This window comes from Emcibacter sp., assembly GCF_048269205.1.
In the GTDB taxonomy this organism is placed as follows: domain Bacteria; phylum Pseudomonadota; class Alphaproteobacteria; order Sphingomonadales; family Emcibacteraceae; genus Emcibacter.
Genome location: NZ_JBLXJC010000001.1, coordinates 1,267,235 through 1,282,112, shown reverse-complemented (window position 1 = coordinate 1,282,112; position 14,878 = coordinate 1,267,235). Strand labels below are relative to the sequence as shown.

Genomic DNA, 14,878 nt, shown 5'->3' with positions numbered 1-14,878 from the left:
CATGAATAAAACCCCTGACGAGCCATTTGAAATTTGTGGCACTCCTGTCCCCCGGGGGACACGGAAACGGATTGAAATACCGGTAACAAAGCTATTTGACTACACTGGCATTTCAGTCCCCGTAATGGTGGTGCGCGGCAAACAGGACGGTCCGGTTCTTTTTGTCTCTGCAGCGATCCATGGTGACGAAATCAATGGTGTGGAGGTCGTCAAGCGTCTTCTGGCGAGTAGACGCATCGGTAAAAACATGAAAGGAACCCTTATTGCGGTTCCTATCGTCAATGTTATCGGGTTTAACAACAATTCCCGGTACCTGCCCGATCGTCGCGACCTGAACCGGTGTTTCCCGGGACTGAGCAAAGGTTCACTGGGAGGCCAAATCGCCAATACCTTTATGAAAGAGATCGTGGCTAAATCCACCCATGGGATTGACTTGCATACTGGGGCCATCCACAGGACAAACCTGCCCCAGATCCGGGCCTGTCTGGATGATGAGGAAACCAATCGTCTGGCACATTCCTTTGGCGTGCCGGTGATTATCAACTCAACAATCCGCGACGGCTCACTCCGCCAGGCCGCAGCGGAAAGAGGCATTCCCATGCTTCTTTTCGAAGGTGGTGAAGCACTACGTTATGAAGAAAAAGTCATTCAGACGGGTTTGATGGGAATTCTTGCCGTCATGGAATCCATTGGCATGATCAAGGGACGGGAAAGAAGACGAAAGTCCTCTCAGAAAGAAACCTTTGTCGCCCGCTCAAGCTATTGGGTACGGGCACCGCACAGCGGCAGCCTGCGCATTCGCAAGAAAGTCGGCACGCTGGTCAAAAAAGGTGAAATACTGGGTGAATTGTCTGACCCTTATGGAGGGGACAAGATCCTGGTCAAGGCACAAAGGACCGGGATCATCATCGGCAAGACCATGATCCCCCTGGTCAATAATGGCGATGCATTGTTCCATATCGCGACTTTCGAGGATTCCGGCGCGGTGGAAGAGCAGTTGGAAGTATTTGAGGAAAATCTAGAACAGGAATACGAGGAATAATCATGGAAGACTCCTCTTCATTTACCCTGCCCTTTCTGTCCGTTCTTGGGCTGATCATTGTTTCGGCTTTTTTTTCCGGCTCGGAAACAGGCCTGACAGGAGTAACACGGGCAAAAATTCATAAGCTGAAAATGGAAGGAAACCGCCGTGCGATCCTGGTTAGTAAACTCCGGGAAAACAAGGAGCGCCTGATTGGCGCCATCCTTCTGGGCAACAATGTAGTCAATATTGCTGCTTCGGCAATCGCCACTGCTCTGGCTATTCGCTATGTTGGCGAAGAAGGTGTGATTTATGCCACCGGGATCATGACAGTACTTGTTCTGGTCTTTGCAGAAGTTCTGCCCAAAACCTATGCAGTCCGTCATGCGGAACAGGTAGCCCTGGCCGTGGCGCCGCTGTTTGTCATAATTACAAAAATCCTTTCCCCCTTCACGATCGCCGTGCAGGTCATTGTTGACAAGGTTCTTGCCTTGTTCTCCATGGCGCCGCCGGAGGAAATGTCCGGCGTCGAGGTCCTGCGCGGGGCCGTCGACTTATACCATGAGGAAGGGAATGTCCTGACAGATGACAAGGACATGCTCAGTGGTGTTTTTGACCTTGGCGAGACGGAGGTGAGAGAAATTATGATTCATCGTAGCGACATGGTTGCCGTGAATATCGACGAACCGGCGGAGAGAATTATTGATTTTATGGCCAATTGCTCCCATTCCAGGTTGCCTGTCTGGCATCATTCCCCGACCAATATCATCGGGCTCCTGCACAGCAAGGATGTTTTCAAAGCGGTCCAGAATAGAAAAGACGGCGATGAGACAATCGATATAAAATCACTGGTCCGGGATCCATGGTTTGTGCCTGAAACCATTACTTTAAAAAATCAGCTCAAGGCATTCCAGGAAAAGCAAAAACATATTGCTATGATAGTTGACGAATTCGGCAGTGTATCTGGCCTGATCAGCCTTGAGGACATTATCGAGGAAGTGGTTGGCGAGATTGAGGATGAACATGATCTGCCTGTTGAAAAGAAAATTCAGCGTTTCAAGAACGGCTCCTACAATGTCGATGGTGACATATCCATTCGCGACCTTAATCGCGAACTGGGCTGGAACCTGTCCGATGAGGATGCCAACACAGTTGCCGGATATATCATGGCTGCCGCACAAAGAATTCCAGAAGTTGACGACGTCTTCGAGATTGGTGAGTTCATGTTTAAAGTTCTTGCCAAAGACAAGACCCAGATCACCCGCGTCAAAATCCGGAAACTGACTGAACCCACAGAGGTGGAAAAGGTCCTGCCTGAGGGCGAAAGCGAAGAAGTCGATAAAAGCAAGGAAGCAACCTGATGGGAACCGGATAACAGGGTTTACCGGATCACGAAAGCAGAACAGAGACGGAAAGGATAGGCCATGTCAGAGAATACGATGAAAGCATTCAGCTGGAGTACAGCAATCGATGAAACCTTCCAGGAGATATCACAACAGGCCGTCAACTATGCCCCGCAACTGGCTGGTGCCCTGGCGCTTTTACTGGCAGGCGTACTTATCGCGCATTTTCTAAAGCTCGCGACCAAGAAGCTGGTTCAGGGTCTCGACTTCCTTTTCAAAAGGACCGATAAAGTCGATGGCTACAAACGCGAAAGATTAAAAAGGTCCTATTCCGTTATCACCAGCCAGATCGTTTTCTGGGCCGTTCTGATGTTCTTTATCGCCGCCAGCGCAAATCTCCTGGGTTGGAAAATGTTTACCGGCTGGATGGATAGCCTGATTGTATTTCTGCCCAGCCTGATCACCGGACTGCTTATCATCCTGGCCGGCTTCCTGCTAGGCAATGCGGCCCGGTCCGGTATCCTTAGCACTGCCGCCAGTGCAGATATCACACAGGGACCGTTGCTCGCGAAAATCGCCCAGATATTTATCCTGTGCAGTTCCATTATCATCGGCGTGGAGCAGGTCGGCCTGAACGTGCATTTCCTGACAACCATTATCGTCGTCACGATCGGGCTCCTTCTGGCCGGTGCCACCTTGGCCTTTGGGCTTGGCGCCCGCACCTTTGTCGAAAATATTCTGGGCGCCCAGAATATCCGCAAACATGCCCGGATCGGTGAGCATATGTATATTGGCGACCATGATGGAGAAATCCTGGAAGTTACCCAGACATCAATCATTCTGGACACAGCAACAGGGCGGGTGGTGGTACCCGCCAAGATGTTCCAGGAACAGGTGAGCCGCCTGAGCAACGATTTCATCACAGCTCCCCCGGAGCAACAGACTGAATCACAGGAGGTTGAAGATGAGTGAGCGTAAAATTTCCCTTGCCCTTGCCATGCTGCAGGACCATCCGGAACTAGCCGCCTCCACATTGGAGCAACATAACGCCGGCGAAGTTGCGGAATTGCTGAGTCAGATTCCGTCGACATATGCTGCGCCGGTACTCCAGAGGATGTTGCCGCAGTTCACCGCCAGGGTCTGCAGATTTCTGGCCCCCGACACATCTGCGGCCCTGATATCCCCCCTGGACAACAGTATGATTGCCTCCATCTTGCGACAGATGGACAAAAAACTCAGAAATAAGATTCTTGAGGAACTGCCCTTCAAGGCCAGAACAGGCTGTGAACTTTTATTACGTTTTTCCGAGGATACAGTCGGGGCATGGATGACACCACATGTCATCACCGTGACTGAAAACAGTATGGCCAAGGAGGCCCTGAACAGCATGAAAGATGCCGAGAAGGTTATTCAGTGCGATTTTATTTTTGTTGTGGACCGGAACCGCTCGCTCGTCGGTCGGATACATTTTGCCGATTTGCTTCGCACCCAACCGGAAACAAACGTAAACCGCCTGATCCAAAGACGATGCCAAACACTTTTCGGGCGTTCCTACCTGCAAAATATAGCCCGGCACAAGGACTGGGAAAGATATGACTCAATGCCGGTCGTCAACCGCCGGCAACAGTTTATCGGCGTCCTGCGCCATTCCGACCTGCACAGGGGCCTGACCCAGTTAACCACCCAGATCACTTCTCTCCCCGGCCAGGATCCCGCTTCAGGCATTTTTGAAGTCTACGGACAAACACTTCTCGCCCTGTTTCAAAGTGTTGGCGACATCATCGAAACCAGGTCTGCAAACAAAGGAGCGGTAAAAGATGTCTGAAGCCATTATAGATAATGATCCGGTTTACAGCCTTAATAAAGCTTTCCTGCTGAATTTTCCGGGAGATGCCGCACGACGCCTCGAAACCCTTCAGGTTCCCGATGCGGTCGGAGTCCTGCTTGATCAACCTGTTCATCTGGTTGCCAATGTTATCGAGAGGCTTTCACCCGGTATAGCCGAGACCTTTCTTGACAATATGCCGGATGAATTTTCCGTCAAACTTCTCAGCACCATGGACACCGGTCTGTGCACCACACTGTTGAGCCGACTTAATGAAAGTCGTCGCAGGCATTACCTGGATCTCATGAATGAAAGTGTCGCCCAGGAACTTGAAAGCCTGTTGGAGTATCCCGACAATACTGCGGGACGGCTGATGCAGACCCATATTATCGCCTTTAATGAAAACTTCACGGTTGAGCGCGCCCTGGACCAGATCAAGCATAAGGAAATGGATTCCCTGCACCATCTGTTTTTGCTGGACGATAACATGCGTCTTCACGGGCAGGTGGACATCCAGCGGATCGCCCTTGCCGAAGGGTCGGAAAAGCTGGCGGCCCTTGCCCTGCCGGTAACCGTTTACGTCAATGCCATGGATCACAAGGATGATGTGGTCGAGAAACTTGAAAAATACAGGGTCGACGTTATTCCGGTTGTCGATGGGGATCACCGGCTTGTCGGGGTGATTGAGGGACAGGGCCTTATCGACGTTCTTCGCGAGGATTTTGCTGCAGACATGCAGACGATGGTGGGTGCGAGCAAGGACGAAAGAGCCCTTTCAAGCAGTCTCTTTGCGGTCAGGAAACGCCTTCCCTGGCTGCAGATAAACCTGCTGACTGCTTTTCTCGCAGCCGCTGTCGTGGGGCTATTCGAAGATACAATCGCCAAATTTACCGCCCTGGCCATCCTGCTTCCCGTTGCTGCGGGACAGTCCGGGAATGCGGGAGCCCAGGCACTGGCGGTCACCATGCGTGGCCTGACCTTAAGGGAAATCACGATGCGGCACTGGCTGAAAGTGATGATAAAGGAATTCGGGACCGGCCTGATGAATGGCCTGGGCATTGCCCTGACCTGTTCCGCCGGTGTTTATGTCTGGAGTCAGAACATCGGGCTTTCCCTGGTTATGGCCCTGGCCATGATCATTTCAATGACCATTGCCAGTGTCGCTGGCGCCGTTGTCCCGATCCTTCTGAAACGGTTTGGCCTTGATCCGGCTCAGTCGTCCTCCATTGTGCTGACAACCATAACGGATATTGCAGGGTTTCTGTCATTCCTTGGTATTGCAACAGCACTGGCGAGCCTTCTGGAAAGCTGATCCCGCCCCTCACCGTCGCTGGCCTCTGACCGGCAATGAGATTGGTGTCTCACCAGATCAGCGCAAAGCTTGCCGGTGGCCTTTGGTATTCAGCCTTTTTCCGGTAACCAAATCGAAAGGATATGAAGTTAATCTCTGCGCCTGATCGACAGTTTCCGTTATGGGAGGGGCTGTCTTCCGCCGGTAAAAAAGTATCGTTCCGGCAAGGCAAAAAACGGAGTTAACTATATGATTAATAAAGCAAAGTATATTACTGCACTTATTGTCCTGACGTCATTTGGCGCAGGATTTTCCCAGGCTCACGCTGATACTTCTGCCGCTCTGAAGGCAAGCACCCAGGGGGTCGGGGTTGAACTGGCCACAGCTCTCAACGATCACATGGCTTTCCGTCTCGGTTTCAACTATTTTGAGCTCAACAAATCCATGGAAGAGAGCGATATCGAATATGACCTCGACCTGGAACTCAAAAGCCTGAACTTCCTCGTAGACGTTCACCCCTTTGACAATGGCTTCAGGCTTACAGCCGGCGGCGTATGGGACAAGAACAACCTGAATGGCCTGGCCGTGGATGCCGCCACCTATAACATTGGCGGAAACACTTACACACGGGAGCAGGTCGGCGCCCTCGCCGGCAAGATTGATTTCCGCGACGTCTCCCCCTATCTGGGTATCGGGTTCGGACATAATGTGAAGAAAGAGGGCGGCTGGAATTTCACCGCCGACATCGGCGTTATCTTTACAGGCTCTCCGCGAGTATCCCTGACCTCCACCGGCGGGACACTGTCAGACAATGAAATATTCCTGGAAAATATCCAGCAGGAACAGCAGGATGTGGCCGACGAGATCGACTTCTTCCGTTATTACCCGGTGATTTCCCTGGGGCTGACCTATACTTTCTGATACATCGTCAGAAAAGACCACATACAGGGGACCGCATCACAGGCTGCGGTCCTTTCTTTTTTGTCAGTCGTATTTACCCGCCCGAAAGCCAGACACTGAGGGTCACGCCAACGAAGTTGGCCACGGCATAACCAAATACGCCAAGTAACACGGCAGGCGCCACCAGATCGACCCGCCCCTTGCCCGCGGCCAGAGCGGCCGCACTGGCCGGGCCGGACGCACAAGCATTTGAGGCGATCACCACCTCCATCAACGGCAATCTGAAATAGTGACTGCCGGCAAAAATCACTGCCGCATGACAGACGACAATGATAGCGGCATAAAGTACAATGGAAAAGGCCTTGTCCAGCAGGGCCGCAATGTCGGCACTGATGCCGATGGCGGCGAAAAAGATATACATGAACAGGAGCCCGATCTCGTAGTCGCCCTTAAGATGCTTGAGATGCCGGGGAAAAAGATTGGCCACCAGCAGGGTAATCGCGGTCACAAACATGATGCTGTAGCCGGGCAAGCCAGCGAACACGGCGAGGAATTCACCCAGCGCACAAATCACCAGAGACAAGCCAAGGGCAAATGCCATATGTTTGAGGTCAAGGCCTGAAGCTGCCGCATCTGATTGCTCAGTCGCCTGCTCCGGCGCGTTCGCCTCTTCGATTTCCGCCGCCGGCAACAACCTGCGGAAAAACCAAAGGGACGGCACAATCGCCAGAAAGGACAGATATAACACACCAACCACGTTATCCGCCGCGATACTTGCCGCGGCCAGGGACGGCGTCAAATCAACGGACTGGATCACCGCTGCCATATTCATGGACCCCCCAATGTAGGTGGCGCTGAACACCCCGGCCAGTTTGGCAGCTTCTTCTCCCAATGGCAAAATTGAAAATCCGATCAGGGCACCCAGTGTCGTCCCCGTGGCCCCCAGGAAAAAAGCCACAATCATGCCTTTGGTTTCGGCGATAACCCGGCGCAAGTCCGCTTTCAACAGCAACAGGGGAATGGAGAGCGGCACAAGATAGCCCCAGACCACACCATAGACATCAGCCGATTTCGGCAACACGCCGAAATTGGACAGCGCCATGGAAACGGCAAGGATACCGGCCGCCCCGGAAATATTCCGCCCGATGCGGGTCTTGTCCAGCCAGAACCCAAAGGCTGCCATCAGGCATAGAATACCCAGCAACAGCAATGTGGAGTCGGGAGAAATCAGCGAAGTATCAGGCATAAAACTTCCAAAAAAAGCGGGGATCGGCATGAAGACACCGACCCCCGGGAGGGTCCTAACTAAAATAATTGAAGCCGAAAATGTTCCAGTAAAAATAGAACCAGGCCATGAGCAGCGCACAGACCGTCACCACCGTGTACCGGGTTCTGGCCCACCAGCCGCTGAACAGGCCTTCCCGCCACACCAGCACCGCCCTCAAGAGATGATAGAATGCGGCCAGTGTCGCCATCGTCCCAACGAAGACCGACAGCTTGATACTGAAGGGCAGTTCATACATCACTGGACCCAAACCATTCCTGAAGGCCCATACCGCCAGGATCAGGGTCAGAAGATTAAGGCCGGCCACCAAAAACGAAGCCTCCATCGCCCGGCGTGCCGGAACCGGCATCGCCCTGTAAACCGACCATTGATACGCCAATCGCAGGAAAACCCCGGCAAAGACAATCATAGAAACCCCGAGGATCAGAAAGTTGAAACCGCCCGTTTCGTAGAAAGGCGCACGGTAGAACCGCATGACACCGAACCCGTCCAGCACAAACCCGGTGATGACACCGTCCTTGTCTTCCTGGAAAGCAATCCGCCCTGTATCGTCCACTTCCCTGAACAGGTTTTTATCCACCTCAACATACCGTTTATCGCCGATCATCAGGCTGTTGTCGGGAAGCACGGCCACTTTCATTTCACTGAGCGGCCGCATCAGGGCTTCGATCTTGCTGTAGCTGTTGCGGCTGTTGTGATAGGTCCCGGCATATTTCAGGGCCCGGGTGGCAAAATCCTCTTCCGGGGCCACCACTGGAAGCTCTTGCGGGAAAAACTCATCATAAAATGATTTCACCAGCGCGTTATGCGCTGCCCTGCCCCCAGGTCCGCTGAAGGAGGTGAAGAGCATGAAATTTTCTTTTTTCGACAGGCCGAAGTGGGACAGGAAAAGCGTCGTCGCCCCGTCATGGCCGAAATTATCAAATCCGTCCGGACCCAAATCACGTTTCAGAAAACCAAGGCCCGTGCCCCGCACCCTGGGATCATGACTGAAGCCTTCGTCAATCATCTGCTGCAAGGTCTCAGGTTTCAGAATCCTGTTCCCCTCACAGGCACCATCGTTCAACAGGGCGCAGGCCAGACGCGTCATGTCATATGCCGTTACCGCAGCCGCGCCAGCTGGTCCGAAATTGGCAATAATTTCATAGTCCTGTTCAACATATTTGCCACCCTGCCAGATATAGCCTTTGGCCATCAGCGGCTCCAGGTGATCAGGCAGGGGCTCGACAAAGGTTGAGCGTGACATGCCAAGAACATCAAAAATATATTTCTGGATATAGGCATTAAACTCCAGCCCGGAAACATTCTCCACAATCAACCCGGCAAGCGCCGTTCCCCAGTTTGAATAGGCCACAATTTCGCCCGGGGCTTTTACGCGTTCCGGCTGGTACATGGCCAGAGAGTCTGCCAGAGGCATGATTTTAGCCGGATCATCTACAATCAAATAACCAAGGGATCCATCCTCAAAACCGGCCGTATGGGTCATGATATGACGCAGGGTGACCGGCTGACCGGGCCAGCTGTCCTTTACCTTGAACGTCTTGAGATAGACATTCACATCCGTATCGATATCCAGCTTGCCCTGTTCCGCCATCTGCATGACGGCGATCCAGGTGAAAAGCTTGGAAATGGAACCGGGCCGGAACATGGTTGTTTTCGGATCAACGGGAATATGCTGTTCCACATTCTGGTAACCATATCCCTTGGCAAATATCATTTTGCCGTCCTTCATCACGGCCACTACACCGGAGGGACTGTGATCCTTCTTCATGACGGGTTTGACGGCCCCGTCAACAAAGGCTTCAACCACTTTGGGATCAGTGACAACCAAACCCTCTGCCTGAACAAAGGGAGTACCAAATATCCAAGCCGCGACCAGGGCCATACCCAGGCTGGCTATCTTTTTTAGTTGTAACTCCAGCTGCATTTTTCTACCCCTTTTTGCTTTTAATAGCAGTTTGTTCTTTAAGCTTTCCAGATATCCCCAAGGACCCGTTCGAAATTGCGCCCCAGTATCAGGCTGATATCCACGTCGGAATAGCCCCTTTTGATGAGTCCCTCTGTCAGATCAAATATCCGCTTTGGATGATCAAAACCGTCAGTATCCAGTTTGTCCCGGAAGGCGTAGGATGATTTATAGCCCCCCTTGAGGGCGCTGTAGGCCGGCTCCGGAATATCATCATAACCATCCATATCCATATCGGAGCCGATCCCCACGTGCTCCACACCGACCAGTTTCGCAATATAATCAATATGATCGATCACATTTTCCAGCGTGGTCGGTTCCTTGGCACTAACGAACTGACGAACGCCGGTGATCCCCATCACACTGCCGGCGTTCGCCATCGCTTTAATCGCCTCATCGGATTTACAGCGAATATGTCCACCGGCCAGCTTGCGCACATTTGAATGCGTAATCAGCACCGGCTTCTTTGATATCTCGAATGCATCAAGGGTTGTCTGGTCACCGCAATGGGACACATCCACTGCCATGCCCACTTCGTTCATGCGTTCGACAATGCTGACGCCGAAATCACTGAGCCCGCCGTCACTTCGGTCGGTGGAACCGGTGCCAATCAGATTGCGGCTGTTATAGGTGAGCTGGCTGACCCGCTGGCCCAGGTTATAGTAAAGATTGACATCATCCGGTTCCCGGAAATGATCCGCATTCTGGATGCCGATGATAAAGCCAACCCGTTTGCCCTTTTTCAGGTCGGCAAAATCGGCAACGGAATCAATGCGGCGCAAATATTCCGGATAGTCGCCAACCAGCGCATTCATACGGCCGACGAAGGTGGCTGCTTCATCAGCCCCGACGCCGACCGCTGGATGAAACACATCGACCCCGGACGAAAGAAGAGTCTGGATATGTTCCTTCGGAATTGCATAAGCATCCTTCTGCTTGGGGCGATCGCCAAAAGCGGCTGTCATCATTGACCCCAGAGGCGCAAGGATAGACAGCATGTCAAACACCCTGGTCCGGGCGACAAGATCGACCGCCCGGCCGCTGTATTTCTTCTCACTGGCTGCAAAGACCTGGTAGGCCCCCATGTTGATCATGGGAAACGCCAGGGCTGCCGATGTGCCGGCGCGCAGGAAAACGCGCCGGTTCAGTGTTGGGTTATTCGACATGAGCTATCCTTTCACGTCCGTTTCCGGTTAATAGTACTGGAAACCGAGCATATTCCAGTACCAGCAGAAGATAACCATATAGACCGCCCCAAGTGTCACAAGCGTGTAATGGATCCTCCTGCCCAGGCGCCAGAACTTGTCCTTCCAGACGCGTACAGCAAAATAAACCATACCGGCCGTCAACAGGATGCCCACAAGCGGCAAAATGAGAGTCAGGGTCAGGGTTACCGGGATATCGACAAAGAGCTCATCAAACTGGGCCACCATGATAATTCCCAATGACACCACAAACAGCAGGAACGCGGCGCTTGTACCAAGTGAAAGGGCAATCGCCTGACGCTCCGCTTTTTGCATTGTTTTGAATTCCTTGCGGCGATAGAGCCAACCGACCCATACTGTCAGGAATAAAGCGAGAGAAGCCAGAGGAAGGATCATTTTGAAAAGTGAGCCTTCGAAAGCCGGCGCACGACGAGCAGCCATAAAAGGATATTGATCAATAAAAAGATCCTTCACGACACCGTTCTCATCCTCGCCAAAGGCAATGATGTTCGTACCGTCTACCTGTCGAAACAGGTTTTCGCCGATTTCGACGTATTGACGGGGCTCAAACAGCCCGGCAATCAGCAGCGTGCCTTCACCAGTCGGTGCAACGGACAGGCCGTTACTGAGCAGGCCAAGGGACTTCTCAAAACCGCTTTCATTGCGACGCCAGAAAATATAGCTGCCGGCATATTTGTCCGCCCGTGCATCAAAATCGGCCGACGGTGTAATAGACTTCAGCTCTTCCGGATAATAATAGTTATAAAATGCGGGAATGAATTCGTTCCTGCCCTTGCTGCCTTCCGGAGTCATGTAGGAAACGAATATCCCCAGATCCTCGGCATCATCGAGAAGCATGTTGGTATGGAAGAACATGGTGTCTCCGCCGTGACCGATCAGGCGATGTCCGTTGAGACGCTCTTCATAGAATCCATGAGCCATCCCGCCGAGCCGCTCATCCGGCCGGAAAATTGTCGAGTGCATCTGTTTAGCCGTTTCAGTTTTAAGAATACGGGCCTCACCGAGACGGCCTTCATTCAGGTGCGCCAGCATAAACTTTGACATATCCACCGCCGAGGCAGATACGGCGCCAGCCGGCGCAAAGGAGGAGATAAACTCGAACGGCTGGGGTGTCTGCACCCCGTTTTCCCGCTTGTAGGCGGTAGTCATATCCTTTTGCAGGTGTTCCGGCAACGGCTCGTCAAAGGTAGCATGTTCCATGCCCAACGGATCGAAAATGTTCTGTTTCACATAATCATTGAACGGCACACCGGTGACATTCTGTACGATCAGACCGGCAAGAGCCGTGGCATAGTTGGAATAGGAAGAATATTTTCCAGGCGGGTTAATGCGCGCAGGAACATATTTTGCCATAGCTTCCGCAAGAGGCAGGGTACCTTCCTTGGTGTACTGAATCAGATAACCAAGCGCACCTTCCTCAAATCCTGCTGTGTGTGTCAGGATATGCCGAAGTGTGATCGGCTCATCGAAAGTATCGGGAATCTGGAAGGTCTTGAGATATTTGTTTACATCCGTATCCAGGTCAAGATTTCCGCGCTCTACCTGCTGCATCACAGAGGTCCAGGTAAAGAGCTTCGAGGTGGAACCAATACGGAAGAGCGAGGTTTCCGCGTCAACGGGCCGCTTCTCCTCAAAGTCAGCGGTACCATAGCCCTTGGCAAAGATCAGCTTGCCGTCCTTGACGATAGACACCGTGACAGCCGGAATATCCAGCAGTTTCATCTGGCTGTCCACCAGGCCATCAATAAACGGTTCAAGTCCCGGATACGGTTCCAGTTTGTCCGTACCCTGCCCGACTGCGATTGAGGTCATGGAACACAGCCCCATCACCACCAACAGGCTTGTCAGCCTTTTTATCATTTTCGTCATTTCTATGCTCTTCCCTTTTGTTTTTCCTGTGTGGTAATCCCTCTAACCCCAGAGTTTGGCTGCGGGAATGCTTACGACCCCTCCATTCCCATACTCCAGCCCATGCTCAATATCCTGTTTCAGAAAATAAGGACCGTCAATGTCAACAAAGCGGCAGAATTGCCCGACCACATAGGCCGGGGCCATGGAAAGGGACGTCCCCACCATATTGCCGACCATCAGACCTTTGCCATCCTCTTGCGCCCGTTTTACAATCTTCAGACCTTCGGTCAGTCCACCGCATTTATCCAGCTTGATGTTGATCACATCATAGCGCTTTCTGGCGGTTTCATACTCCTCGAGACTAAGACAGGATTCATCGGCGCCAAGGGGAACTTCAGACACGAACCCCTCAAGTTCCTCATCCTCACCCCTTTTCAGCGGCTGCTCGATCATATCAATGCCGAGCCTTCCCGTGTGGGGAATATATTCTTTCAGTTCTTCAAAGCTCCAGCCCTGGTTCACATCAATGATCAGGGTCGCATCCGGCCTGGCTTTGCGGATGGCCTCAAGCCTGACAATCGGATCATCGCCACTCAGCTTGATTTTCAGATTGGGATAGGCGGACAGATTTTTCGCCTGCTCCCCCATCTGTTCAGGCGTATCAATGCCGACTGTACAGACAGACGTAAGTTTACGCGGCTCCATACCGAGAAGCTGCCAGATAGTTTTGCCGGCCTTTTTTGCCTCCAGGTCCCACAGAGCACAATCAAGGGCATTGCGGGCTCCCCCCGGCGGCAGCAGATCCTGCACCTCGGCACGAATTACACCTGCCTCTATATGCCCTGCCACTTCTTCGAGCTGCGCCATAATACCATCGGCAAAATCATTGGTATAATAAACACCAACGCCTTCGCCGCGGCCGATAACCCCCTTGTCTTCGAGGGTTACCCGCACGGTATCAATGCCGTCAAAAACATGCCCTGTAATTTCAAAGGGCATTTTCATGGGGAAGGAAATTTTTTCGATACTCAGTTTCATACTGCTTTACTCACCTGGCTCTGGTCCGGGACCGGAGGAAATTCTGAATTCATCTGTTCGATAATTCTGCCGACACCATCTATCAGCGGGTCAATGCAGGGCAGACCGGTACGCCGGGTGATATCCTCCTGCGCTTCCCTGCGCTGCGCCGCGGAGAGATTGGCGGTATAGAGGCTCACGCCCACGCAACGGATGTTCGGGTTCGTCAGCGAGCCAATAGCTGTGGTCCGTTCGATAACCTGTTCCACCGTCGGCAGCCTGTATCCCTCCCAGCCGGAAATAAACTCCCTGCCAGGTTCATGACACACTACAAAAGCGTCAGGCTGGGACCCGACAAGAAGACCGTAGCTGACCGCCCCGAACCCGGGATGAAAAATACCGCCCTGCCCTTCAATGATATCCCAGTGATCCGGGGCATTGTCGGGGGACAAAAGTTCCGCCGCACCGGACAGGAAATCAGCGACAACCGCATCAATGGGAATTCCCTGCCCGGCAATCATGATGCCGGTCTGGCCACTGGCCCGGAAATCAACATTCATGCCATTTTTTTTCATTTCACGTTCAAGAACAAGCGCCGTGTATTTTTTGCCGATCGCGCAATCGGTTCCCACGGTCAGAAGGCGCCGACCACTCCTCTTCCTGCCGCTACCGACAGGTATGGAAGACGGGGGCACCCTGATATCCACAAGACGGACACCGGAATTTTCTGCAGCCTCACGCAGGAAAGGCGTATCGCAAAGTCTGGTATGGACGCCGGCAACAATATCCAGTCCCAGACGAATGGCCTTGAGAAGCACCTCATACCATTCCTCGGGAATGGCGCCACCGACACTCGCGGTGCCGATCACCAGAGATTTGATTCCGATATCCCTGGCCAGCTCAAGGGTCAGATCCGGCAGCCCCAGATCAACCGCGTCGTTACTCAACCGCAGCTGTCCCTTGCAAAGCTCAGGCCGCCATTCGACAAGACCTCGGCCGGTCTTTGCCATGTCCGGCCTGCTCTCCGCCCCCACAAAAATGAGGTAGGGTGCGCGTATTTCAATATTATCCTGCTTGTTCCGCATTCCATTTATCCAAATTGCACTACTGCGTGCATCGTTAGAACCGCTTCCTCAAGCGGCAAAGAACAGGC

Annotated in this window: 12 protein-coding genes; 6 read left to right on the top strand and 6 right to left on the bottom strand. The window is 52.7% G+C overall.

The window, feature by feature from the left end:
* The first annotated feature begins 1 nt into the window (after position 1).
* The 6 genes from ACN0YD_RS05970 (at position 2) to ACN0YD_RS05945 (ending at position 6,401) form a co-directional block, all read left to right on the top strand.
* Positions 2 to 1,042, top strand: a complete 1,041-nt coding sequence (locus ACN0YD_RS05970) for a succinylglutamate desuccinylase/aspartoacylase family protein (RefSeq protein WP_417317798.1) — start codon at positions 2 to 4, stop codon at positions 1,040 to 1,042.
* Between the two features lie 2 nt (positions 1,043 to 1,044).
* The gene (locus ACN0YD_RS05965) at positions 1,045 to 2,382 is read left to right on the top strand and encodes an HlyC/CorC family transporter (protein WP_417317796.1); all 1,338 of its coding nucleotides are present in this window, start codon (positions 1,045 to 1,047) and stop codon (positions 2,380 to 2,382) included.
* A 63-nt stretch (positions 2,383 to 2,445) separates the two neighbouring features.
* Complete coding sequence (locus ACN0YD_RS05960) at positions 2,446 to 3,336, top strand: mechanosensitive ion channel family protein (protein WP_417317794.1); 891 nt, start codon at positions 2,446 to 2,448, stop codon at positions 3,334 to 3,336.
* Positions 3,329 to 4,189, top strand: coding sequence for a magnesium transporter MgtE N-terminal domain-containing protein (locus ACN0YD_RS05955; protein WP_417317792.1), 861 nt, complete (start codon positions 3,329 to 3,331; stop codon positions 4,187 to 4,189). Before ACN0YD_RS05960 ends, ACN0YD_RS05955 begins: the two co-directional genes overlap by 8 nt.
* Positions 4,182 to 5,501, top strand: a complete 1,320-nt coding sequence (gene mgtE / locus ACN0YD_RS05950; protein WP_417317790.1) for a magnesium transporter — start codon at positions 4,182 to 4,184, stop codon at positions 5,499 to 5,501. The genes ACN0YD_RS05955 and mgtE overlap by 8 nt, the downstream gene beginning before the upstream one ends.
* Before the next feature lie 228 nt (positions 5,502 to 5,729).
* Positions 5,730 to 6,401, top strand: a complete 672-nt coding sequence (locus ACN0YD_RS05945) for a hypothetical protein (RefSeq protein WP_417317788.1) — start codon at positions 5,730 to 5,732, stop codon at positions 6,399 to 6,401.
* 73 nt (positions 6,402 to 6,474) lie between these two features.
* Here ACN0YD_RS05945 and ACN0YD_RS05940 read toward each other — a convergent pair whose 3' ends face one another.
* Genes ACN0YD_RS05940 through ACN0YD_RS05915 form a run of 6 tightly spaced genes read right to left on the bottom strand, consistent with a single transcriptional unit; the run spans position 6,475 to position 14,810 of the window.
* Entirely contained in the window at positions 6,475 to 7,626 is a 1,152-nt protein-coding gene (locus ACN0YD_RS05940) for a DUF819 domain-containing protein (RefSeq protein WP_417317786.1), read from the bottom strand.
* Between the two features lie 55 nt (positions 7,627 to 7,681).
* On the bottom strand, positions 7,682 to 9,592 hold the full coding sequence (locus ACN0YD_RS05935; RefSeq protein ID WP_417317784.1) for a serine hydrolase domain-containing protein: 1,911 nt from the start codon (positions 9,590 to 9,592) through the stop codon (positions 7,682 to 7,684).
* A gap of 38 nt (positions 9,593 to 9,630) precedes the next feature.
* Entirely contained in the window at positions 9,631 to 10,797 is a 1,167-nt protein-coding gene (locus ACN0YD_RS05930; protein WP_417317782.1) for a dipeptidase, read from the bottom strand.
* A 27-nt stretch (positions 10,798 to 10,824) separates the two neighbouring features.
* Positions 10,825 to 12,726: a serine hydrolase domain-containing protein gene (locus ACN0YD_RS05925; RefSeq protein WP_417317780.1), complete on the bottom strand. Its 1,902-nt coding sequence runs from the start codon at positions 12,724 to 12,726 to the stop codon at positions 10,825 to 10,827.
* A 42-nt stretch (positions 12,727 to 12,768) separates the two neighbouring features.
* Positions 12,769 to 13,746 (bottom strand): dipeptide epimerase, encoded by a 978-nt coding sequence (locus ACN0YD_RS05920; RefSeq protein WP_417317778.1) that lies wholly within the window; start codon positions 13,744 to 13,746, stop codon positions 12,769 to 12,771.
* Complete coding sequence (locus tag ACN0YD_RS05915) at positions 13,743 to 14,810, bottom strand: DUF1611 domain-containing protein (protein ID WP_417317776.1); 1,068 nt, start codon at positions 14,808 to 14,810, stop codon at positions 13,743 to 13,745. The genes ACN0YD_RS05920 and ACN0YD_RS05915 overlap by 4 nt, the downstream gene beginning before the upstream one ends.
* Positions 14,811 to 14,878: the final 68 nt, after the last annotated feature.

Bases quoted from the DNA above. Each gene is read 5' to 3' on its own strand.
- ACN0YD_RS05965 (WP_417317796.1), top strand. From the start codon at position 1,045: ATGGAAGACTCCTCTTCATTTACCCTGCCCTTTCTGTCCGTTCTTGGG.
- ACN0YD_RS05945 (WP_417317788.1), top strand. From the start codon at position 5,730: ATGATTAATAAAGCAAAGTATATTACTGCACTTATTGTCCTGACGTCA.
- ACN0YD_RS05920 (WP_417317778.1), bottom strand. From the start codon at position 13,746: ATGAAACTGAGTATCGAAAAAATTTCCTTCCCCATGAAAATGCCCTTT.
- ACN0YD_RS05935 (WP_417317784.1), bottom strand. From the start codon at position 9,592: ATGCAGCTGGAGTTACAACTAAAAAAGATAGCCAGCCTGGGTATGGCC.
- ACN0YD_RS05930 (WP_417317782.1), bottom strand. From the start codon at position 10,797: ATGTCGAATAACCCAACACTGAACCGGCGCGTTTTCCTGCGCGCCGGC.
- ACN0YD_RS05915 (WP_417317776.1), bottom strand. From the start codon at position 14,810: ATGCGGAACAAGCAGGATAATATTGAAATACGCGCACCCTACCTCATT.
- ACN0YD_RS05955 (WP_417317792.1), top strand. From the start codon at position 3,329: ATGAGTGAGCGTAAAATTTCCCTTGCCCTTGCCATGCTGCAGGACCAT.
- ACN0YD_RS05970 (WP_417317798.1), top strand. From the start codon at position 2: ATGAATAAAACCCCTGACGAGCCATTTGAAATTTGTGGCACTCCTGTC.
- mgtE (WP_417317790.1), top strand. From the start codon at position 4,182: ATGTCTGAAGCCATTATAGATAATGATCCGGTTTACAGCCTTAATAAA.
- ACN0YD_RS05925 (WP_417317780.1), bottom strand. From the start codon at position 12,726: ATGACGAAAATGATAAAAAGGCTGACAAGCCTGTTGGTGGTGATGGGG.
- ACN0YD_RS05960 (WP_417317794.1), top strand. From the start codon at position 2,446: ATGTCAGAGAATACGATGAAAGCATTCAGCTGGAGTACAGCAATCGAT.
- ACN0YD_RS05940 (WP_417317786.1), bottom strand. From the start codon at position 7,626: ATGCCTGATACTTCGCTGATTTCTCCCGACTCCACATTGCTGTTGCTG.